The organism is Shewanella sp. SP2S2-6 (assembly GCF_031931965.1).
Lineage (GTDB): Bacteria > Pseudomonadota > Gammaproteobacteria > Enterobacterales > Shewanellaceae > Shewanella > Shewanella baltica.
This window is the reverse complement of the sequence record NZ_JAUOEQ010000007.1, coordinates 36,828-56,948: the sequence shown is the minus strand read 5'-3', so window position 1 is coordinate 56,948 and position 20,121 is coordinate 36,828. Positions and strand designations below refer to the sequence as shown.

20 protein-coding genes and 1 riboswitch are annotated in these 20,121 nt (G+C 47.0%); of the genes, 4 read left to right on the top strand and 16 right to left on the bottom strand.

Features of this window, described 5'->3' with window-relative positions; genetic code table 11:
• Complete coding sequence (locus Q4Q57_RS07515; protein WP_219234725.1) at nucleotides 1–192, bottom strand: DUF2986 domain-containing protein; 192 nt, start codon at nucleotides 190–192, stop codon at nucleotides 1–3.
• A 423-nt stretch (nucleotides 193–615) separates the two neighbouring features.
• Between Q4Q57_RS07515 and Q4Q57_RS07510 the strand changes: the two genes are divergently transcribed.
• A complete protein-coding gene (locus Q4Q57_RS07510) occupies nucleotides 616–2,793 on the top strand; it encodes a TonB-dependent receptor (RefSeq protein ID WP_311890439.1) in 2,178 nt (725 codons plus the stop codon).
• Between the two features lie 71 nt (nucleotides 2,794–2,864).
• Here Q4Q57_RS07510 and Q4Q57_RS07505 read toward each other — a convergent pair whose 3' ends face one another.
• On the bottom strand, nucleotides 2,865–3,032 hold the full coding sequence (locus tag Q4Q57_RS07505; RefSeq protein ID WP_006079767.1) for a YqaE/Pmp3 family membrane protein: 168 nt from the start codon (nucleotides 3,030–3,032) through the stop codon (nucleotides 2,865–2,867).
• Nucleotides 3,033–3,295: 263 nt separating this feature from the next.
• Here Q4Q57_RS07505 and Q4Q57_RS07500 point away from each other — a divergent pair, with 263 nt between their 5' ends.
• Nucleotides 3,296–4,465 carry a GGDEF domain-containing protein gene (locus Q4Q57_RS07500; protein ID WP_311890438.1) on the top strand — a complete coding sequence of 390 codons (1,170 nt, stop codon included), beginning with the start codon at nucleotides 3,296–3,298 and terminating at the stop codon, nucleotides 4,463–4,465.
• 48 nt (nucleotides 4,466–4,513) lie between these two features.
• On the opposite strand, the gene Q4Q57_RS07495 is transcribed toward Q4Q57_RS07500, so the two are convergent.
• From Q4Q57_RS07495 to moaA, 11 genes are all read right to left on the bottom strand, one after another.
• Nucleotides 4,514–5,206 (bottom strand): TIGR01621 family pseudouridine synthase, encoded by a 693-nt coding sequence (locus tag Q4Q57_RS07495; RefSeq protein WP_311890437.1) that lies wholly within the window; start codon nucleotides 5,204–5,206, stop codon nucleotides 4,514–4,516.
• A 34-nt stretch (nucleotides 5,207–5,240) separates the two neighbouring features.
• Nucleotides 5,241–6,497 (bottom strand): HAMP domain-containing histidine kinase, encoded by a 1,257-nt coding sequence (locus Q4Q57_RS07490; protein ID WP_311890436.1) that lies wholly within the window; start codon nucleotides 6,495–6,497, stop codon nucleotides 5,241–5,243.
• A 49-nt stretch (nucleotides 6,498–6,546) separates the two neighbouring features.
• A complete protein-coding gene (locus Q4Q57_RS07485) occupies nucleotides 6,547–7,224 on the bottom strand; it encodes a response regulator transcription factor (RefSeq protein WP_006079763.1) in 678 nt (225 codons plus the stop codon).
• A 60-nt stretch (nucleotides 7,225–7,284) separates the two neighbouring features.
• Nucleotides 7,285–7,806: a hypothetical protein gene (locus Q4Q57_RS07480; protein ID WP_006079762.1), complete on the bottom strand. Its 522-nt coding sequence runs from the start codon at nucleotides 7,804–7,806 to the stop codon at nucleotides 7,285–7,287.
• A gap of 295 nt (nucleotides 7,807–8,101) precedes the next feature.
• The gene (locus Q4Q57_RS07475; protein WP_311890435.1) at nucleotides 8,102–9,214 is read right to left on the bottom strand and encodes an ABC transporter ATP-binding protein; all 1,113 of its coding nucleotides are present in this window, start codon (nucleotides 9,212–9,214) and stop codon (nucleotides 8,102–8,104) included.
• Complete coding sequence (modB, locus tag Q4Q57_RS07470) at nucleotides 9,195–9,875, bottom strand: molybdate ABC transporter permease subunit (protein WP_311890434.1); 681 nt, start codon at nucleotides 9,873–9,875, stop codon at nucleotides 9,195–9,197. The genes Q4Q57_RS07475 and modB overlap by 20 nt, the downstream gene beginning before the upstream one ends.
• 8 nt (nucleotides 9,876–9,883) lie before the next feature.
• On the bottom strand, nucleotides 9,884–10,684 hold the full coding sequence (gene modA / locus Q4Q57_RS07465) for a molybdate ABC transporter substrate-binding protein (protein ID WP_311890433.1): 801 nt from the start codon (nucleotides 10,682–10,684) through the stop codon (nucleotides 9,884–9,886).
• Nucleotides 10,685–10,763: 79 nt separating this feature from the next.
• A complete protein-coding gene (gene moaE / locus Q4Q57_RS07460; RefSeq protein ID WP_300481696.1) occupies nucleotides 10,764–11,231 on the bottom strand; it encodes a molybdopterin synthase catalytic subunit MoaE in 468 nt (155 codons plus the stop codon).
• 1 nt (nucleotide 11,232) lies between these two features.
• On the bottom strand, nucleotides 11,233–11,484 hold the full coding sequence (gene moaD / locus Q4Q57_RS07455; RefSeq protein WP_006079756.1) for a molybdopterin synthase sulfur carrier subunit: 252 nt from the start codon (nucleotides 11,482–11,484) through the stop codon (nucleotides 11,233–11,235).
• Between the two features lie 23 nt (nucleotides 11,485–11,507).
• Nucleotides 11,508–11,984 carry a cyclic pyranopterin monophosphate synthase MoaC gene (gene moaC / locus Q4Q57_RS07450; RefSeq protein WP_006079755.1) on the bottom strand — a complete coding sequence of 159 codons (477 nt, stop codon included), beginning with the start codon at nucleotides 11,982–11,984 and terminating at the stop codon, nucleotides 11,508–11,510.
• A gap of 96 nt (nucleotides 11,985–12,080) precedes the next feature.
• Nucleotides 12,081–13,061: a GTP 3',8-cyclase MoaA gene (moaA, locus tag Q4Q57_RS07445; protein ID WP_311890432.1), complete on the bottom strand. Its 981-nt coding sequence runs from the start codon at nucleotides 13,059–13,061 to the stop codon at nucleotides 12,081–12,083.
• Nucleotides 13,049–13,182, bottom strand: a riboswitch (molybdenum cofactor riboswitch). Its footprint overlaps the gene before it by 13 nt.
• Before the next feature lie 247 nt (nucleotides 13,183–13,429).
• On the opposite strand from moaA, the gene Q4Q57_RS07440 reads away from it, so the two are divergent.
• Nucleotides 13,430–15,079 (top strand): electron transfer flavoprotein-ubiquinone oxidoreductase, encoded by a 1,650-nt coding sequence (locus tag Q4Q57_RS07440; protein WP_311890431.1) that lies wholly within the window; start codon nucleotides 13,430–13,432, stop codon nucleotides 15,077–15,079.
• A gap of 347 nt (nucleotides 15,080–15,426) precedes the next feature.
• The gene (locus Q4Q57_RS07435) at nucleotides 15,427–17,343 is read left to right on the top strand and encodes a methyl-accepting chemotaxis protein (RefSeq protein ID WP_311890430.1); all 1,917 of its coding nucleotides are present in this window, start codon (nucleotides 15,427–15,429) and stop codon (nucleotides 17,341–17,343) included.
• A 76-nt stretch (nucleotides 17,344–17,419) separates the two neighbouring features.
• Here Q4Q57_RS07435 and Q4Q57_RS07430 read toward each other — a convergent pair whose 3' ends face one another.
• The 3 genes from Q4Q57_RS07430 to Q4Q57_RS07420 all read right to left on the bottom strand — a co-directional run bounded on the left by Q4Q57_RS07430 (nucleotide 17,420) and on the right by Q4Q57_RS07420 (nucleotide 20,105).
• Nucleotides 17,420–17,776, bottom strand: coding sequence for a DUF4870 domain-containing protein (locus Q4Q57_RS07430; protein ID WP_311890429.1), 357 nt, complete (start codon nucleotides 17,774–17,776; stop codon nucleotides 17,420–17,422).
• Nucleotides 17,777–17,813: 37 nt separating this feature from the next.
• Nucleotides 17,814–18,509 carry an MOSC domain-containing protein gene (locus Q4Q57_RS07425; protein ID WP_311890428.1) on the bottom strand — a complete coding sequence of 232 codons (696 nt, stop codon included), beginning with the start codon at nucleotides 18,507–18,509 and terminating at the stop codon, nucleotides 17,814–17,816.
• Between the two features lie 135 nt (nucleotides 18,510–18,644).
• Nucleotides 18,645–20,105 carry a sensor domain-containing diguanylate cyclase gene (locus Q4Q57_RS07420; protein WP_311890427.1) on the bottom strand — a complete coding sequence of 487 codons (1,461 nt, stop codon included), beginning with the start codon at nucleotides 20,103–20,105 and terminating at the stop codon, nucleotides 18,645–18,647.
• Nucleotides 20,106–20,121 lie beyond the last annotated feature (16 nt).

Sequence of the window (20,121 nt, the reverse complement as noted above, 5' to 3'; positions counted from 1 at the left end):
TCAGCTTATTGGCAGTCCAATATCAAGCTGAGGTTCTGCGGTTTTTGATGGGATTTCATGCTCAACTGCCGCAGCTAATGCTTCTCTCTCTGCCTTCGCAATATATTTAGGTTTATTGCTAGATTGCAGTTTGGCATTGGCCTTTTTTGCTTTGCTCTTCAAGGTTTGATTAATCTTCTTTTTACGGTTCATCAGAGTACCAATGCGAGATACGGTATAAAGGGGTGCGATTATAGCCTTCCATCAACACGCCAGACAATCGAAAGCACTAAGGCAAACGCGTAGCCCAATCAAATAATCAAACATGCGACTAAGCATAGATCTCCTAAATCAAAGACAAATGCCAAAAAAGGTAATGCCTTACCGACATGAAATCGCATTATATGTATGGCCTTTACGGTAAAATCTCTCGATACCGAGTGCTGTGTCGCAATTTATTCATACTGTCGTCAAATCATGTAATTTCCTGTATGGCGTGACTAGACAAGCTGTAATTCCTCCCCTAAAATCGCGAATAATAAAAATCGTTATCATTTGCAATACAATTTAATGGAATATTAACCTATGCCAAGGGAGCCGGTGTAACAAACTCATTCGCCCTTAGCAGGAAGTTATATGACATTCAAAACCTCGTTTGTTGCTTTAGCCGTATTAGCAGCGTTAACCCAATCCGCTGCGGCCCAAGATGCCACCGACAACAGTCCAAACAACAAAAATAAAGACATAGAAAAAATCACTGTCACCGCAAGTCGAATGGATAAATCCCCAAGCTCGATCCCTAATACCGTCACTATCATTGACCGCGCCCAGTTAGAAGAACAGTTCCGCACCACTAAAGATTTATCGACCATTATCGGTAACTTAGCGCCTAGCTTTTCACCAAGTCGCCAGAAGATGAGTAACACAGGCGAAACCCTGCGTGGTCGTCCACCATTGATTATGATCGACGGCGTACCGCAATCGAACCCACTTCGCAGTGGAGGGCGTTCGGGTCAAACAATCGATCCTGCCATGATTGAGCGTATTGAAATCATTCACGGTGCCAATGCGATGCACGGTCTCGGTGCCCAAGGCGGCATCATCAACTACATCACTAAAAAGCCCACTGGCGACAGCGAACAGGTTGCGAGTTTCGATGTGACAGTTCCTGATTCGATGAAATCCAACGGCTTAAGCTTTGGTGCCAGCTATGCGTTTTCTGGCGAGTCTGAATTTATCGATATGATAGGCTCGGTTAGCTATCGCAATAATGGTGTGTACTACGATGCCAACCACTACGTTGTTGGCGTAGACACAACTCAAGGCGAGTCGATGGACAGTCAAAGCAAAGACTTCTTCATCAAGCTTGGCCATAACTTCGATGAGTCTCGCCTTGAATTAATGGTTAACCATTACAATGCAGACAACAATGGCGATTGGATGCCTGTCGCTGGTGATAAGCCTAATGGCGTGCCCACGGGCGCAGTTAAAGAAACTCAGCCATGGGAAGCGGCCAACAATCAAGTGACCACGACTAGTTTAACGTATACCCATGCCAATATTGGCGGCCAACAACTTAGCCTGCAACTCTTTAATCAAGATTTTAAAGCGGTTTATGGTGGCGGCTGTTTCGACAGTTTCTACGATCCATCCTTCGAAGGTAGCGACCAAGTGATCCAGTGCGGTGTCGGCAGTAAAGGCGAAAGCTTATACTACGAGCAATCGCGTAATGCTTCAGTTAAATGGGGTTTAAAAAGCTCATTGATTGCTAAAGATATTGCGGGTTCAGGGATTGATGCGGCCTACGGTGTCGACCTTTTCCGCGATACCACAGAGCAAGATTTAGTGAAAACGGGCTTCTCGTGGGTTCCGGAAAGCACCTATGACAACGTCGCGCCATACTTACAGTTAGATTATGATTTAATTGAAAATCTAACCTTATCGACTGGTGTTCGTTACGAACATGCCGAGTTGAGTGTCGATGACTACAAAACCCTATGGGGTGCGGGCAACAAGCAAATTGCAGGCGGTTCGGCCACCTTCGATGAAACCTTATTCAACGTCGGTATCTCCTACAAAATCACCCCAGACATTCGCGTTTATACCAGCTATAACCAAGGTTTTGGTATGCCGGATATCGGCCGTATTCTGCGTGATGGTAAAAGCTTCCCCGGCGACAATCCCAGCATAGATGACTCATTGGCGCTCACGCCGATCGTCACAGATAACGTCGAAGTTGGTGCCGATTACCAAGGTAAATACTTAAGCGCTAAGTTTGCATATTATCGTTCGGCCACTGATTTTGGCTCACGTTTAGCCTTAAATGGCGATGGTTTCTACGACGTGAAGCGGGAAAAAAGTGTCATCGAGGGTATCGAAGCCAATATTACCGCCTACCTCACCAGCAATGATGATCTTGGCATGAACATCGCCATTCAACAGGGCGAATACGATTCAAATGGTGATAACAAAGTCGATACCGATCTCGATGGCGCGAATATTTCGCCCAACCGTATCAACCTGTTCTGGACCCATAACTTCGATAATGACATGTCGACCCGCGTTCAAGCCAACTACTACATGGACCGCGACTTTAAAAATGCTGCGGGCAACAAGTACGCTGAGTTTGATGGCTATACCACAGTCGATGCTTCCTTCTCTATGCCGCTTTACACTGGCACCCTGAGCTTAGGTCTGCAAAACCTGTTTAATAAGGATTATTTCAATTATTACTCACAAACCATGGGTACAAATGATCGTTATTTCAAAGGCATGGGACGTACTGCGACAATAGGCTACACCTTGCCTTTCTAAGTGAAAGCCCCATTTGAAACATAAAAAAGCGCAATTACATTGCGCTTTTTTATTGTGCTGAAGAAAGACAATTATGCCTTGGTCACGACCCAGAGAGCATGTAATAAACCGGGGAACCAGAACAGTAAACACAAGACTATGTTTATCAGCAGATCTTTACCCGCTCCTGCCTTCAAAAATACAGCAACAGGAGGCAATAGAATCGCAATAATGACTAAGAGTAATTTATTTGTATCCATAACAGGGCATCCTTAAAACGGAGATGGTAGGCAAATCAACAAGGTCTAACTTCGCAGGAAGACTCAGAATTTGCAAACTTTTTAACTTACAGAATGATAAATACTCCAAGTGATTCTCTAAACCAAAGCACTTAATATCGCTATAAATTCAAAGGAAGATGTAGCCCGCCTCATGCCGATAAATACAGATTAAGATATCCTATAAACTTCAACCGAAAATGCCTAAAAGCATCTATAGTTAAAGAAAAATATGAAGTAAAAGAATGATATTTGATCCCCAAGCCCTATTACTCATCAAATTTATTTGCCTACTGGCCAGCACTGCTGCCGTGGCATGGGGACTCATTGCTAAACCCTTACAGATTGCCACTCAGGCCAGTATGCGATTTTCTCTGGCGAACTTGTTCGTCCTCCTTGGCATCATACTCAACAGCCAACGCTCAGAAGCCTCAAGTTACCTTTTTTGGTTCTGCTCCGATATGGCGATTTTGTTTGGATTTATCCTATTACGCTGGGGTACTAAGGCACTTTTCAGGCTGAGTCCCAGCGTTAAATCCGATCTTATTCTCTTGGCAATCACGGCCAGTGTGATGATCTCGGTTCCCCCCAACTTCAGCTCCGAACGCACCTTAGCCGTTGCTTTCTCCGCCTGCGCCGCACTGATTTTTACCATGCTGACGCGGGATAACTATCAGGCCATCAAACGCGATACGGGGAATCGAGTCGCCATCGCTATGGTCATGCCTTTAGTCGCTATGGTGGGTATTTTTATCATTCGCATCTTTATCGCCCTGCTTTCCCCAGAAGAAAGTCCGATATTTATCGCCATGCACACGCACGAAGCCATACCTGTGCTGTGGTTTTATGTATTTCTAACCCTATTGATCAATATCGTGATGATAGGTAATGCCATGACGCGACTCGTCAGTAAAATCCGTATGTTAGCGGAACGGGATCAACTCACAGGCCTGTGGAATCGCCGGGCTATGCATAAATTTCTCAACAATATCCATCAACGCTGGCTAAGGGATAATGTGCCTTACAGTATGATTTTATTGGATCTTGACCATTTTAAAGAGATTAACGATCAATATGGTCACGATGCGGGCGATCTCGCCCTATTGACGGCGGCGAGACTGTTTGGATCGGTATTGCGAGAAAATGACGCATTATGTCGTCACGGTGGTGAGGAGTTTCTGGTGATTTTACCCGCGACCGATGCCCCCGCAGCCAGAGCCGTCGCCGAGAAATTGCATCAAGTACTTAAGGACAATTCATTTCTCTGGCAAGGCGTTACGATAAAAATCCATGCTAGCTTAGGTTACGCCACTATCTATCAAGGATGCCAGCCCGACAAGCTACTTATTCAAGCGGACCAAGCCATGTACCGCGCCAAATCCGAAGGCCGAGATCGTATTTGCCAAGCTTGCTAGGCTTTCGCAAAATCTTGCTAGCCTTACGCAAGAATAACGCGACCCGTATTAATCCCCTTTCGTCGGCCAAGCCAAAATATCGGGTTCAGACCACTCAATCAGCGCTTCAGTCACACCTTCAGCGGCAAAATGTTCACCTTGAGTCGGCACATCCCTATACGCATAATCACGCCAGCCAGTCGCTTCATCGCCATAGCGAAAATGCAGACAGTAGGCATGCAGATAACAACGATCCGCCGCCATGCCACCGTATAAATCATCTCCTAAAATCGGCACACCTAAGCTTGCTAAGGCGACTCTTAATTGATGGGTTTTACCCGAATGGGGTTTAAGCAAATATAAACGCAATCCCTCACTGACACTTAATGAAAAAAACTGCGTAATCGCAGGATTCTCTTTAGTGCGCAGCAACTTAAACATGCTACGACGCGACTTTGCCATGTCACCAATCACCCAGCCTTGTTTCTTCTTCGGTTTGCCCTTCGCGAGGGCGAGGTAATATTTCTGCACTTTATGGGCGGTAAATAGCTCAGTAAATTGCTTGGCGGCGACCGCGCTCTTGGCCAAAATCAACAGACCTGAGGTGGGCGTGTCTAATCTATGTACGGCAAAAAGCTTAATCCCTAAATCTTGCTCAGCCTGCGCCACCACGCCTGCCGTCCCATCCTGACTGTGGAAATGCACTTTGGCTGATTTAGAAATAACAATAAAATCAGCCTCATCGGCTATGATTCGATACATGGAGTACTCGGCGTTGGTAATGCGGATCATCGACTTAAAACTGAATAGTGACCACTAAGCCGGGATGATTATCCGTGAGATTAATTTTGGCATTGTGCCGTGAGAGAATCGCTTTGACCATAGATAATCCTAAACCTGTGCCCTGTAAATGGCGGCTAGGGTCGAGGCGCACTAAGCGTTCGAACACTCTTTCTTTACTGTCGTCGGGAATACCAGGGCCATTATCGCGGATCTCGATTTGCTGCCCTGACTGAATAATTTCAATCCGCGCACCTTGGCCAGAATACTTCATTGCGTTATCGACGAGATTATACAAGGCTTGGAATAATAGGTATTTATCCCCAAAAACCTTATGGTCTGTCAGTAGCGACAAACTCAAGGTTTGCTCATTGGATTCTGCCACGGCATCAGCCATATCCAACAAGTCGGTACACAGTTGAGCTAGGCTTAACTCCTGCAAATCGAGCGTCTGCTGACCTTCCTCAATACGCGTGAGCGACAACATGGCATCAAATGTCGCTAAACAATGATCGAGCTCTTCGGTCAAAATCGCGCAACCTTCGCTAATCTCATCACTCGGCTTACTCGCCAGCTCTTCAAGACCAATGCGAATATGTGACAGTGGAGTACGTAAATCATGGGCGATATTATCGGTCGCGCCGCGCACTGCCATCAGGTTATTTTCGAGGATATCCAGCACATTATTAAACTGCAGCGCCAACATATCAAACTCATCCTGACGCCAACTCAAGGGCAAGCGGGTATCATAGTGGCCGCGTTCAATCTGTTCACTCAAGCGGTTGTATTGCACTAATCGACGTAAAATCGCCTTAGAAAATAGATAGCCGAGTGCTAAGGTCAACACTATCGTCAGCATCACGGCTGTCGCCGCAGCGCTGATAAACTTATCGATTAACGTCGCTAAGTTATCGGTACGGGTCGCAATCAACACTGGGCCGTAGCGGGTCATCACTAGCCCGCCGGTAAGAATATGCAGCTTATCTGGGCCACCGGTTAAGATGGGGAAATCTCGCGTTTGCGGCAGCATGGGCATGCCTTCGGGCATAAAGCTCAAGGCACCGACCATATCGTAGCTATTACGCCAAGCGATTAGGGCGGTTTGTGGATCGGCGGCGCGGATTTGAGCGGCAAAACTACGGCGGTCAACCGTTAGGGCAAGTTGCTGATAACGTTGTGTCTCTGACTCTAAATATTGAGTCACTTGATACTGTTGCTCGATGATCAACTGTCGATAGAGGGCAAATAGCAGCGCCCCAATGATCACCGTCACTAAGGTCGAAAAGACGATTGTGATGCGCCAGGCGCTGCTTTGGTAAGGCTTAATGCCTTTGTCGTAAGCGATAACCCGCTCCCCTCACGGTTTCGATAAGCTCGCCATGGCCTAACTCTTCAAACTTACGGCGTAATTTTGCGATATGCACATCGATAACGTTCGTGCGTGGGTCGAAGTGATAATCCCACACTGCTTCGAACAACAAGGTGCGGCTAATCACTTGATTCGCATGTTCCATCAGATACTTAAGTAACTGGAACTCTTTCGGCTGCAGCATCAACTCTTGCCCGTCTAAGGTCACATTACGGGTCAGTAATTCCATCTTCAATCCACCGACAACAAGATCTGTGGTGACTGGCACAGATTGGCCACGGTGCATGAGTTTTTCGGCGCGTACTAATAACTCAGAGAAGGCAAACGGCTTAGTCATATAGTCGTCGCCGCCCGCGCGCAGGCCTTTCACTCGCTCATCAACGTGCGCTAAGGCAGATAAAATCAGCACTGGGGTTTGATTGCCCGTTGCCCTTAAGGCGGCCAATAATTTCAAGCCATCGAGCTGGGGTAACATGCGGTCGAGGATCACGAGATCGTACTGACTACTTGTGGCGAGTGACAGTCCTTGGTGGCCATCGCTCGCCGTTTCGATATTGTGGCCCTGCTCAAGAAATCCTTTGACGATGTAATCAATCGTCGTCGCATCATCTTCAACTAAAAGTATTTTCATCTGTATGTTGCGCTCCTCAATCCTAAATACTCGTTTGAGCACTCGATTGACTTAGATGTTTCAATCCCACTTGAGTAAAGGTAACGGGCGTAAATTTTCGACATCAAAAGCCAATTTAAACTTACCCGTATCGTCTAGCAGCTTAAGCTCTAAATAACTGATACCTAAGTCGTGATCTAACTTTGCCTCGGTTAAGAAGGCTTTGTGATCTTTAGTGGCCTTAGCGATTAAGCCTGAAAATGTTTGATCTTTTGCTGCGATCAAACGTGTCGCCTCAACCTCACCGAGATCATCCGCGCTCACTTTACTCGCCTTTTGTTTCAGCAACTTACCATCGCGGGCGCGATATTCAAACCGCGTTATAGAATTGGCTAAGGGATTAATCAACTCAAATTGGTAGACTAATTCACCCTCTTGCTCTTCCATATTAAATTCGGCAATCACGCCGGAGAACCCTTTTTCGATCTGCTGCATAACGCTCAGCGGCGGTACATAGTCTCCACCCGCAAACATCGAATACATGCTCTGAGCCGCTGTTGCGACGCCAGATACCAACATGAATCCTAGCAACCATAGTCTCATGGCTCCTCCATATAAATCAGCTAAGTTTGTATCTTATGAGACAATCAGTTAGAAGTCGATGGGACCAATTGTCCCTGAGCGCGATTCCAAGCCAATCTCCCATAATCTACCACTGGATATAGCATCACACTGCGTTAGCCCTAACTCAGGTTGGGTCATAAATGGAACGAAAATCCCCTTTCAACATCACCTAAGTTATTAGCTTTTAAGCCAAACACTGAATCATTTTGTGGCTAATCTGTTAAGTCTACCTAATACCAGCTGAAACACCGATGGAAACAAGATTAAGCTTTGATCATCTGGGGGATTCCAGAATATGAATTTGTTCGGATTTGAGTGCCACTGTGGTTTGCATTCCTTTCGTGAGTGCAAGCTTTTGGGCAAAATGCAGCGAGACTTCGGTGTTAAGTTGTAACTGAGTACCTGTGACATAGCAGATAAGCCGCACAGATTCCCCCATCACCAGCATAGCGTCGATAGTGACATCTAATTTATTAAAACTGCGGCATAAACGTCCTTTGGAAATCGAATTAAAGCGAATACCTTGGTTGGGGATAACCCAACGAACTTGACTTCCCACAGGGCGATCTTTGCCATAGTCACAGGCGATCAACTGCTCGCCAAACTTAAGCCAAGTGAGGTCTTTTGTGCTGTCTTGAAACACTACTTCACCGTCGAAAATATTCCTTAGCCCCATCTGCCGCGCCACAGCTTCATTGCGCGGCCGGGACAACACTTCGAAAGGTGCGCCCTGCTGTAGCATCTTCCCTTGGCTGATCAAAATCATCGAATCAGCCAGCAACAAAGCTTCATTTAAGTCATGGGTAACCATGATCACTGGGCAGAGTAACTGCTCCTTGAGGCGCGCCAGTTCGAGATATAAACGCTCGCGGGTTTCCCGATCAACTGCCGAAAAAGGCTCATCGAGTAATAACACTGAAGGTTCGCGGGCAAGTGCACGGGCAAGCGCAACCCGCTGACGCTGACCGCCAGATAAATGCGCCGGCAATCTATCGGGTAGGCCTTGTAGATTAACCCTTTCTAACCAATCTTTTGCACGCGCTATCCGCTCCGCCTTGGGAATATGATCAAGCCCTGCGACTACATTCTCTAGGGCGGTGAGATTCGGAAATAAGCCAAAATGCTGCGGCATATAACCGATATGGCGTTGCTGCGGGCTCAAGGCGATGCGCGCTTTATCATCAAACCAAGGCTGATCGCCAAAATAAATTTGGCCCGCATCAGGGTGATTTAACCCTGCGATCATCCGTAGCAAAGTCGTTTTGCCACCGCCAGACGGCCCAACCACAGCGAGCACTTCGCCAGCCTTGCAGCGAAAATCAGCGTTGAGTTTAATGTGTTTATGGTTTTGGATCTGACACTGCAGATCAGCGATGATTTGCGCCACGCTGACCTCCTAAACGCCGTGATAAACTGGTGGTGAGTGCTAACGCAGTCACGGCAAACAGCAATAACACTAATGACATAGTGCCAGCGGCATTAAAATCAAAGGCTTGCACACTGTCATAAATTGCAATCGAAATTGTCTTAGTCTCACCAGCGATATTGCCGCCCATCATCAGCACGACACCAAACTCGCCGAGCACATGGGAGAAACACAACACCAGCGCGGTTAGCACACCCGGCCACACCATAGGTAATTCAATCTTAAGCAGAATTTTAAGTCGACTCATGCCGCAACACGCCGCGGCGTCGCGAACATCATTCGGCACAGCTTCAAAAGCTCGCTGGATAGGCTGCACCGCAAAGGGAATATTCACTAACACAGAAGCGATAACCAGACCTGAAAAATGAAACACCAGTTGCTGGCCCGTCAGTTGCTCTATCCATTGCCCAAGCCAACTCTGACTACCGAGCCCCACCAGCAAGTAATAGCCAATCACGGTCGGCGGTAGCACTAAGGGCACCATTATCAATGCCTCGATCCAAGATTTACCAACAAATTGACGATAGGCCAAAGCTCGCCCCGCGAGTATCGCAAGGGGGATCAGCACCAATACTGTGATGCTACTGAGTTTGACCGATAACCACAGCGCCTGCCAATCCATTGAAATCCTTAATTTACTGGCAAACCAAAACCGTATTGAGTAAATACGGCACGGGCAGTATCTGACTGTAAATATTGGTAGAAATGCTCTGCGGTTGGACTCGCCTTAGGCATTAACGCCATACGTTGATTCAGCGGACCATGGAGATCTGAGGGCAGAGCTAAATAATGACCTAGGGCCTGAAACTGCGGCGCAATCGCCAGTGATAAAGGAATAATCCCGCCTTGAGTCGAGCCGCTGATCGCAAACTGTGCCGCTTGGGAGGCGTTTTCGCCTAAAATCAGCTTAGTTTGTAGCTCATCCCATAAACCGAGTTTTTTCAATAACTCACGGGCACGTTCACCGTAGGGCGCATGGTCAGGATTGGCAATCGCAAAACGTTCTAATTGACCCGCAGCCAGTAATGCTTTTAGGCCATTGAGTTCGATATCTAGTGCGAGCGGTGAATTTTTAGGGGCGACTAAGGCTAAACGGCCAACGGCATACTGCACACCCTCGCCTTGGGTAAAACCGACTTTGTTCAGCTCGGCAATATAACGTTCATCGGCACTCAGCAGCATTTCAAACGGCGCACCATGTTGAATTTGCGCGACAAAATTCCCCGATGAACCATAGGAAACCCGTACTTTGAGGCCGGTTTCTGCGGTGAAATTTTTAACAATGTCATCTAACGCAAACTTGATATTAGCCGCCGCGGCGATGGCAGGAATCGGCGTGTTATCCGCTGCACGACAGGTCGATGGCACGACCGCCAAATAAAAAAGCAATGCAAAACCAAGAATATGAAAGAAACGGGTCAAACTCTGCATTGGGTCACCTTAGTGCAATATTCGCGCGGGTCTTAAACTGGCAAGCTGCGTTGCGACTACGAGTATCTCTGCCACGCGACTAGTCTTTGTGTTGCCATAGCTTAGCCGCTTGTTCATCGGCATCTTTCGCCTCAACCCAGCTTTTACCTTGCTCGCCCGCTTCTAATTTCCAGAATGGCGCTTTGGTTTTTAAAAAGTCGATTAAGAATTCACAGGCAGCAAAAGCGGCCTTGCGATGGGCGCTGGTTACGCCGATAAACACAATCTGCTCACCCAGAGCCATAGTACCGACACGGTGAATAACCGTCACTTTATTGAGCGGCCAGCGGCTACGCGCCTCGGCAACGATTTGTTCTAACACGGCTTCGGTCATACCCGGATAGTGCTCTAAGGTTAAGTCTGCCACCGCGGCACCATCGTTAAAATCACGCACTTTGCCGACAAAAGTGACTACGGCACCATCGCTATCATCTTGAGCTAGCTGGCGATATTCGTCAGAAACACTAAAATCGACCTCTTGCACTCTAACTGCGGGTAATAAGCGCATATTAACCTCCTGTAACCGGTGGGAAAAAGGCGACTTCATCACCATCGTTTACAGGTGTATCCCATTGGCTAATGGTCTGATTTACCGCCACCAGCAATTTGTCAGAGGTTAATACTTTGGCCCATTTGTCGTCGGTGGCCGCCAGCGTTGCCCGTAATGCTTCGGCGGTTTGTGTCTGCTCGCTCGCCTCTAGGCTTAATTTAGCTGTGCCCAATAATTCTCGAACTTGAGCAAAAAACAACACGTTAATCATAGTATTCTCTCGTTTTTGATCTGCTAAACCTTAAAATGTCCCGACTTGCCGCCACGCTTTTCCAACAGACGGACTTGGGAGATCACCATATCTTTTTGCACGGCTTTACACATATCGTAGATAGTTAATGCCGCCACTGAAGCCGCAGTTAACGCTTCCATCTCAACACCTGTTTTGCCAGACAATTTGCACAGACTGGTGATACGCACGCGGTTATGTTCAGGTTGTGCCTCTAAATCGACTTCAACCTTAGTCAGCATTAGCGGATGGCAGAGAGGAATAAGGTCTGAGGTTTTTTTCGCGGCTTGAATGCCCGCAATACGCGCAGTGGCAAACACATCACCCTTGTGGTGGCTGCCACTCATGATCATCTCAAGTGTCGTGCTTGCCATCTCGATAAAAGCTTCTGCACGGGCTTCACGCTCGGTAACGGCTTTTTCAGTGACATCGACCATATGGGCGTTGCCATCGGCATTAATATGGGTAAATACATTGCTCATTGGAGCGATCCTTTAATTGAGGTCAAAACAGGGTACAAGGGAAATTGTGCTTATACTCGCGCTAAATTGGCTATGGCAACAGACCTAAAACCTGGTCTAGCCGCCAATAGAGGCAAGATGCTGAGTGACACCTGTGATGCCTTGATGCAAATAATGGGTTTCTTTCTTCTGGGCTAATTGACCGTGCAAACGCTCAATCAATTCCGCTTGTTGACTGGAATGCTGTAGCAGATCACGTAAATCGACACCGGATTCGGTAAAGAGGCACAAGTGCAACTTACCCTTAGCAGATACCCGTAAACGGTTACAGGTAGCACAAAAATTATTGGCGTAAGGCATGATCAAACCGATACGGCCCTGATAATCGCTGCGGCTAAAATTTTGCGCTGGGCCATCGGAGGCACTTGGCGTATCTAATTGCCAGCCATCTGCCAATAACTGCGCTTTAATGTCGGCGCCCGCTAAATGGTGTGCTTCAAAATACTCACGACCAAGACCCGTTTCCATCAGCTCGATAAAACGCAGATCGATTGGCGTGTGCTTAATCCAGTGTAAAAAACGTGGCAAATCTTTATCGTTTAAGCCTTTAAGCAGGACGGCGTTGATTTTTACTCGCTCAAAACCCGCCGACAAGGCGGCATCGATCCCCCGCATCACTTCATCAAACTTGTTCTCACCGGTGATTTGATAAAACATCTTAGGATCTAAACTATCCACGGACACATTAATACGGCGCAAGCCCGCATCGAACCATTCTTTGGCATGCTTTTCGAGTCTATAGCCATTAGTGGTTGTCGCTATGGTGTGAATGCGCGGGTTATCGGCGACGACACGGATGATGTCGGTAAAGTCTTTACGCAGGGTGGGTTCGCCGCCTGTTATGCGGATTTTTTGGGTGCCGACTTGGCTAAATGCAGAGACTAAGTTTTCTATCTCATTGAGAGATAAAAATTTTGGCTTGCCGTCAGGATGATAACCGTCGGGGAGGCAATAACTGCATTTGAAGTTACAAACGTCAGTGACTGACATCCGCAAATAGTGAAATTTTCGACCAAAGCTGTCTTGTAATTGAGACATGATCACCTTTCCAAGTGTGGGAGGTGAGAGCATTTCTTATCCCACCCCGGTGGCATTATTACCACGGCTACACCTCCATATCTTTCGACTTAGGTAGGCAAGCTCGGAGAACCGTCACCGGTGATTATAGGCCGAAAGTACTCACTAGCTATACCCCTAAACAGGTATTTATTAACCTAGATCACGCTAGCGTGAATAATCTGTGACAGTCCTCACCTAAAGATTTGTACTGAATTAGACTAAACAGCCGCTTAATCCACTGTGACCTTATCTTATTTTCAGGTAAGGTGGTACAAGCAATAAAACGCCCGTTTACAAACTACAACACTCGATAAAAATCGGGGAAACGTGAAGGAAGAGGTGAACTGATGGAACGCGAATCAATGGAATTCGATGTTGTTATCGTCGGCGCAGGTCCAGCAGGCTTGGCCACCGCGTGTCGATTAATGCAAATATCACAGGATTCAGGTAAAGAAATTACCGTCTGTGTGGTCGAAAAAGGCTCAGAAGTGGGCGCGCATATTCTGTCAGGCGCAGTGTTCGAGCCAAAAGTGCTGGACGAGCTATTCAGCGACTGGCGTGAGAAAAACGCCCCAGTGAAAACCGCTGTCACCCACGACGAAATCTACCTACTCAGCTCCGCCACCGACGGCCGAGTGATGCCTAATGCCTTTGTGCCAAAAACCATGCACAACGACGGCAATTTTATTATCAGTGTCGGTAATCTATCCCGCTGGCTTGCTAATCGCGCCGAAGAACTCGGTGTCGAAATATTCCCCGGCTTTGCCGCCAGTGAATTGCTATTTAACGTCGATAACAGCGTTAAAGGTATTTTGATTGGCGATATGGGGGTGGGCGCCGATGGTGAGCCTAAAGACAGCTTTATGCCAGGCATGGAACTACACGCTAAATATACTGTTTTCTCAGAGGGTTGCCGCGGCCACTTAGGCAAGCAACTGATCGAAAAATACCATTTAGATAATGGTAAAACACCCCAGCATTACGGCTTAGGCTTCAAAGAAATTTGGAAAGTCCCCGCTGAGCAACACGAGCAAGGCAAAGTGGTGCACACCGGTGGCTGGCCACTAACCGAGGGCGCATCGGGTGGCGGCTTTCTGTATCACATGGAAGACAACCAGATTGCGGTCGGTCTCATTATCGATTTGAACTACAAAAATCCGCATCTGAGCCCATTTGACGAATTCCAGCGCTATAAAACCCATCCTGTGATTGCAAAGTATTTAACCGGCGGCGAACGTCTCAGTTACGGCGCCCGTGCTATCACTAAAGGCGGCTTGAACTCGCTTCCTAAAATGAGCTTCCCCGGCGGCCTGATCATCGGCTGTAACGCTGGGACTTTGAATTTCGCGAAAATCAAAGGCACTCACACTGCGATGAAGAGCGGTATCGTTGCGGCAGAAACCTTAGGCAAAGCCATGATGGCGGGTGTTGAAGGCGGTAAAGATCTCGACTGTTACCAGACTCATATCGAAGAAAGCTGGCTACATGAGGAGCTGTATAAATCGCGCAACTTTGGCCCAGCGATGCATAAATTTGGCACCTATTTAGGCGGCGCATTCAATTACATAGATCAAAACTGGTTTGGTGGAAAGTTCCCGATCACGCTACGTGATGAACACCCAGACTATGCACAAATGGCCTCAGTGAGCGCTTACAGCAAGATTGATTACCCAAAACCCGATGGCAAGCTTAGCTTCGATAAACTGTCCTCAGTGTATCTGTCGAGCACTTATCATGAAGAAGACCAGCCTTGCCATTTACGTCTTAAAGACAGCAGCATTCCACTGGGTATTAACCTGACTCAGTTTAATGAGCCAGCACAACGTTACTGCCCAGCTGGTGTGTATGAAATTGTCGAAGAGGCGGGTCAGCCTAAATTTGTAATCAATGCGCAAAACTGCATTCACTGCAAAACCTGCGATATTAAAGATCCTAGCCAAAACATCACTTGGGTTACGCCGGAAGGCGGTGGTGGTCCTAACTATCCCAACATGTAATTAGTTGCCAACAAATGTTAATAACGGCGCTCAATAGAGCGCCTTTTTTTCACCTTTGACACAAATATCTCACTTTTTTTGCTTGCCCTTAGCTACGACATTAGCCACAATTGCCACACAAAAAAGAGTTCGTTTTCAATCACCATCTCATTTCCATCTATACTCTACATAATTAGATCTACTGCAAGACCAACGGGTTAAGCCAAATAAGTTTTTATTCGCTGTTTTATTCGGCATTCGGCCTAGACTAAGGTTAACTTTTCACATTCCTGTCCGATAATCTTTTACCGTACAAGAGTGCGTTGACCGATAACGCAAAACAGTCCAACACAGGCATATTGATATTTATGATATTTAATAACCTCACCATTAAGCAGAAAATTCTGCTAACAGTGACATTTGCAGTACTGCTGTCGACCATACTCGTCGGCGTATTAAGCCAACGTAGCGCTAAAAATGTCGTACAACAACGGATGTTAGGTTCGGAACTGCCGAGTTTGATGATGCAGATCCGCAATAAGATCGATCTCGACATCTCCACTTTAATGAATGCTGCAGAGCAATTAGCCAGTAGCCGCATGTTACTGCAATGGCTCGAAGATGGCAGACCGCAGGCCCAAGAAACCCAAGTGGTTGCCCAACTGAAAGACATCACGCGTCAATATAAGCTAGCGCAAGCCTCCTACGCCGACAGACAAACTGCCGCCTATTACACTCAGGATGGGTTTTTGCGCGTGCTTACCCCCGCGCAGGATGGCTGGTTTTTTGGTTACCGAGACAGTGGTCAAGAACGTATGTTGAACGTATTCACTGAGGCCAACGGCGAAGTCAAACTCTTCATCAACTACCAACAACCCAATGGCCGTGGCTTAGTTGGGCTCGCTAAATCACTCGATGATATGGTGCGCTTACTAAGCTCGTTTAAGATTGAGGAAACGGGATTTGTTTACTTAGTTGATGCTAAAGGTGAAGTGAAACTCCACCCAGATACGGGTCAAATTGGTAAGAGCAACCTAGGTAACTTATATCAAGATGCAAACTCAAGCGCCTTACTTAACCGTGGCGATTTCAATCTTATCGAAACCAAGATCAATGGCGAAAACATGCTGGTTGCCAGTAGCTATATCGCATCTATGGATTGGTATTTAGTGGCACAAGTGCCAGAAGCCGAAGTGTTTGCGCTATTAACCGAAGCCGCTTATCAGATCTTAATCTGGACGCTGATTATTGCTGCGGGCTTTATTGTCCTCGCTATCGCTGTTGCAGGCTCTGTGAGTCGCCCCATAGCCCAGGTTGCCGCTATGTTCCGCGACATAGGCGAAGGTGAAGGTGACTTGCGCCAACGCTTACCCGTCAATGGTGAAGATGAAATTGCGCAGCTCGCTAAAGGATTTAACAGCTTTATCAGCAAGATCCAAGATTCGGTCATCGAAGTAGCGCAAACCAGCGAACAACTCGGCTTCTCGGCTAAGGATGTGTCGAATCAGGCACAACAAACCTTAGAAGACAGCCACGAGCAGAAAGATCGCACTATGATGGTGGTCACTGCCATTAATGAAATGGGCGCGACGGTTAACGAAATCGCCAGTAATGCCGCTCAAGCTGCGGTTGCTGCAAGAGATGCAGACACTGAAGCCAGCAGCGGTCAAGTGGTCGTGACCCGTGCCCGTGATACCATTAATCAATTGTCTAAGGACGTTGGCCAAGTGGGCGAAGTGATTGAGTCCCTCGCGACCCACACTAAATCCATTGGTGGGATTTTAGATGTGATCCGCGCTATCTCTGAACAGACCAACTTGTTAGCCCTCAACGCGGCCATCGAAGCGGCACGTGCCGGTGAAGCTGGGCGCGGATTTGCTGTTGTGGCCGATGAAGTGCGTAACTTAGCCTCACGCACCGCGGCATCGACCAATGAAGTGCAAGGCATGATAGACAAGCTGCAATCGGAAGCCACCCGCGCGGTGAATGCGATGGCCCAGAGTCGTACTCGCTCCCACGAGGGGGTTGTGGCCGTCGATGAAGCTAGCAAATCGTTGATTGGTATTAGCGACCGCATTGGTCTTATCAGCGACATGAACATCCAAGTTGCTGCGGCAACGGAAGAACAATCCACTGTAGTGGAAGACATCAACCGTAACGTCACAGAAATCAATGACATTACTCAACGTACTGCCAATACTGCACAAGCGGCAGCACAGGCGAGTTTAGCCTTGAATCAACTGTCACACCGCTTAGATACCTTAGTGGCCAAGTTTAAGGTGTAAAACCTTAAAACTTACGCCATAAAAAACGCCTTAGATGTTTCCATCTAAGGCGTTTTTCTTTAACTCACAGAGGCAATTAATACATAGCAATAAATTTAATCGTTAATGGGTATTTATATACCTTACCCTCGCTGGCCTTAATAATCGCCAGCACAGTGCACACCAAATCGAATATGCCGAGTATGGCTAAAAAGATGAACCCTATTCCGACCAAAGCTAATACGCCACTGATGATTACATAAATCAGCAGGCTCAATTTAAAGTTCAGACAACTACGGCCACATTGATCGACAAATGCGGACTCTTCACGCTTCATCAGCCAGATAATCAAAGGACCAAGAATCGAGCCCAACGGCACTAGGTATCCAACAAAGCTTGAGGCGTATACCAGTAAGCCAAAATCTTTATCACTTTTTGTAACGGGTTCAATCATAAGGTCATCCCTGTTTTATCATTATGAATATAAATACTTATTTACCGCTCGGCCCATATAAACGCATTTGCCAATCTTCCACTGTTTGCGATACTAAGCGCCGTTGTAGGCTATTCACCCAGCTCTGCGCTAATCCCTCACAGCAAGCTAAACGATCATAGCCGCTAGCATTAAACGTTGGCGAGAAATAGAGTGACATAGCCTCGGCAACACTAATGTCCGTGCGGCGCTCAACCAACTCAATCCTATCGTTCAACTGAATAATCCCTGGGGTTAAGATTCTATAAAACCAACCACATAATTGGCTCTGCTGCATGGCGAGGGCAAATTCTTTGTGCCCAAATTGCAGATTCAACTTAAAGCAAGGTGAACGCGGCTGAGTAACCTGCACTGTTACGGCGCCAATTTGTAAGATATCACCAATATTAACTTGGGTTTCGTTCAGCCCAACGGTACTGATGTTTTCTCCCATACTGGGCGCATCTTCGAGTTGAGTGATTAAATCCCAACGACGATATTGACCGTAATGCTCGCGGGGAAAGTGATGTAGCACGCGATCGAGTCCGCCATGGTGTTTAGGATCGGCCTGTGCGTCCCCGTCTACATGGTCGATATGCACTAACAGTTGTTGAACCGCTTGCTTACCATCAATCCCAGTAGCAACACCGGACATGTCTTGAAGATGGGTTCCTAAGTACAATCCTGATAACTTATTGATCAACAACTTTGACATCTGCAACTCCCAATCCATAACCCATCTCGCATTACCGCCAGAGTGTAAACTGCGATGCGCCAATAACACAATCAACTCACTCAATAACTCATAAATGTAGACGACATCTTACCGCCAGTAAGCACGGGGCTAAATCTATGAATGATTTAACACCACTTGATTTCGACCGGCTTCCTTAGCCTGATACAAGGCCAGATCGGCACGCTTGATCAGATCTTCCGAAGGCTCTTGCGCCTGATGCTCAGCAACGCCAATACTAACGGTAATAGAAATGTGTAAGCCATTCACTTTAATTTCCCGCTGAAAAATAAGCTCACGGATCTGCTCAGCCAGTTCTGCCGCTTGGGTTAAATCCATCCCCGGAAGTAAAATCAAGAACTCCTCGCCGCCCCAACGGCATAAGATATCCTGTTGCTGCAGTGCGCTCCGCAGCATATTTGTCATGGTTTTTAATACTAAGTCACCAATCCCATGCCCATAGCTGTCGTTCACTTTTTTAAAATGGTCGATGTCCAGCAAGAGTATTGAAATCGGCGATTGTGTCAGCTTAGCTTTATCTAATGCCTGCCTAAAGTACCCATCAAACACCTGACGGTTAGCGGCGCCAGTGAGCTTATCGGTAGACGCCATCACTTCTAATTTGCGTTGATAACGACCTAAGGTCATGTTAGAGATGAATAAAATCCCAAGAGTCACCATTAGGCTTAACGCCAAGTTGCCCCAAAAAGTATTCAGTAACTCGCGTTCCTGTGGCGCATCTTCCTGCTCAACAATCAAATACCACTTAAATTCGGGGACTAGGCGACTGTTGAGATAAACGGTTTTACCATTTCTCTGGTAGCTAAAAGCCGCACTTGGGCTGGTTAAAATACGCGTCGCTAAATTTTCAAGCCCGGGACTGGTTTGCAGCGAATCCGCACCATCATATTCATCGCCATGCAAAGTGACGTTGCCCTGCCGATCGGTAAAGAACACTCGGCGGTTATAACGTTTTTGATAAAGCTCGATGAGGGACTTAACCTTTTCAACCGCCAAACCCACACCGGTAACGCCTATAAATTTGCCTTCAAAATCAAAAACTTTATAGTTTACGAATACGGTTGTTTTACTGCGGTCCGCCGTGTCAGCATCAATATTGACCTCATAATGCTCAGATTCGGGTAAAGAGCGCACTCGAAAGTACCAAGCATCATCGGGCTCAACATCTTGGATTTGTTTTAAAATCCCCGTGGAGTGGTAATAATTTCGGCTCTTTTCTGACACAAAAAAACTGGTGACAGTATCGTATTTTTCTTGGATTTCCTTAAGATAACGGATCAGCTTTTCTGGCTCTTGCTCGTGACTTAATGTCCAATCGCGAACAAAGGTATCCTGCGCCATCAAGGATGAAATAAAGATAGGTCGCAGCAGGTCCTGTTGAATTTCTGAGTAAATATTGTCACTTGTGAGCGGGAGGGTATTACTCTCGATTTGTTGACTCAGTGAGTCATGGGCCACCTTGTAGCTGATACCACTGGTCACTAAGAAGGCGACTAAAAGCAAAACAGAGAGCAGCCAAATAAATTTATTCTTATCATTCCAAGCGTTATTGCCCATTCTCAACTCCAAAGAC

Bases quoted from the DNA above. Each gene is read 5' to 3' on its own strand.
- moaD (WP_006079756.1), bottom strand. From the start codon at position 11,484: ATGATTAACGTGTTGTTTTTTGCTCAAGTTCGAGAATTATTGGGCACA.
- Q4Q57_RS07510 (WP_311890439.1), top strand. From the start codon at position 616: ATGACATTCAAAACCTCGTTTGTTGCTTTAGCCGTATTAGCAGCGTTA.
- Q4Q57_RS07425 (WP_311890428.1), bottom strand. From the start codon at position 18,509: ATGTCAAAGTTGTTGATCAATAAGTTATCAGGATTGTACTTAGGAACC.
- Q4Q57_RS07495 (WP_311890437.1), bottom strand. From the start codon at position 5,206: ATGTATCGAATCATAGCCGATGAGGCTGATTTTATTGTTATTTCTAAA.
- modA (WP_311890433.1), bottom strand. From the start codon at position 10,684: ATGCAGAGTTTGACCCGTTTCTTTCATATTCTTGGTTTTGCATTGCTT.
- moaC (WP_006079755.1), bottom strand. From the start codon at position 11,984: ATGAGCAATGTATTTACCCATATTAATGCCGATGGCAACGCCCATATG.
- moaA (WP_311890432.1), bottom strand. From the start codon at position 13,061: ATGTCTCAATTACAAGACAGCTTTGGTCGAAAATTTCACTATTTGCGG.
- Q4Q57_RS07480 (WP_006079762.1), bottom strand. From the start codon at position 7,806: ATGAGACTATGGTTGCTAGGATTCATGTTGGTATCTGGCGTCGCAACA.
- Q4Q57_RS07420 (WP_311890427.1), bottom strand. From the start codon at position 20,105: ATGGGCAATAACGCTTGGAATGATAAGAATAAATTTATTTGGCTGCTC.
- modB (WP_311890434.1), bottom strand. From the start codon at position 9,875: ATGGATTGGCAGGCGCTGTGGTTATCGGTCAAACTCAGTAGCATCACA.
- Q4Q57_RS07500 (WP_311890438.1), top strand. From the start codon at position 3,296: ATGATATTTGATCCCCAAGCCCTATTACTCATCAAATTTATTTGCCTA.
- Q4Q57_RS07485 (WP_006079763.1), bottom strand. From the start codon at position 7,224: ATGAAAATACTTTTAGTTGAAGATGATGCGACGACGATTGATTACATC.
- Q4Q57_RS07435 (WP_311890430.1), top strand. From the start codon at position 15,427: ATGATATTTAATAACCTCACCATTAAGCAGAAAATTCTGCTAACAGTG.
- Q4Q57_RS07505 (WP_006079767.1), bottom strand. From the start codon at position 3,032: ATGGATACAAATAAATTACTCTTAGTCATTATTGCGATTCTATTGCCT.
- Q4Q57_RS07440 (WP_311890431.1), top strand. From the start codon at position 13,430: ATGGAACGCGAATCAATGGAATTCGATGTTGTTATCGTCGGCGCAGGT.
- moaE (WP_300481696.1), bottom strand. From the start codon at position 11,231: ATGCGCTTATTACCCGCAGTTAGAGTGCAAGAGGTCGATTTTAGTGTT.
- Q4Q57_RS07515 (WP_219234725.1), bottom strand. From the start codon at position 192: ATGAACCGTAAAAAGAAGATTAATCAAACCTTGAAGAGCAAAGCAAAA.
- Q4Q57_RS07430 (WP_311890429.1), bottom strand. From the start codon at position 17,776: ATGATTGAACCCGTTACAAAAAGTGATAAAGATTTTGGCTTACTGGTA.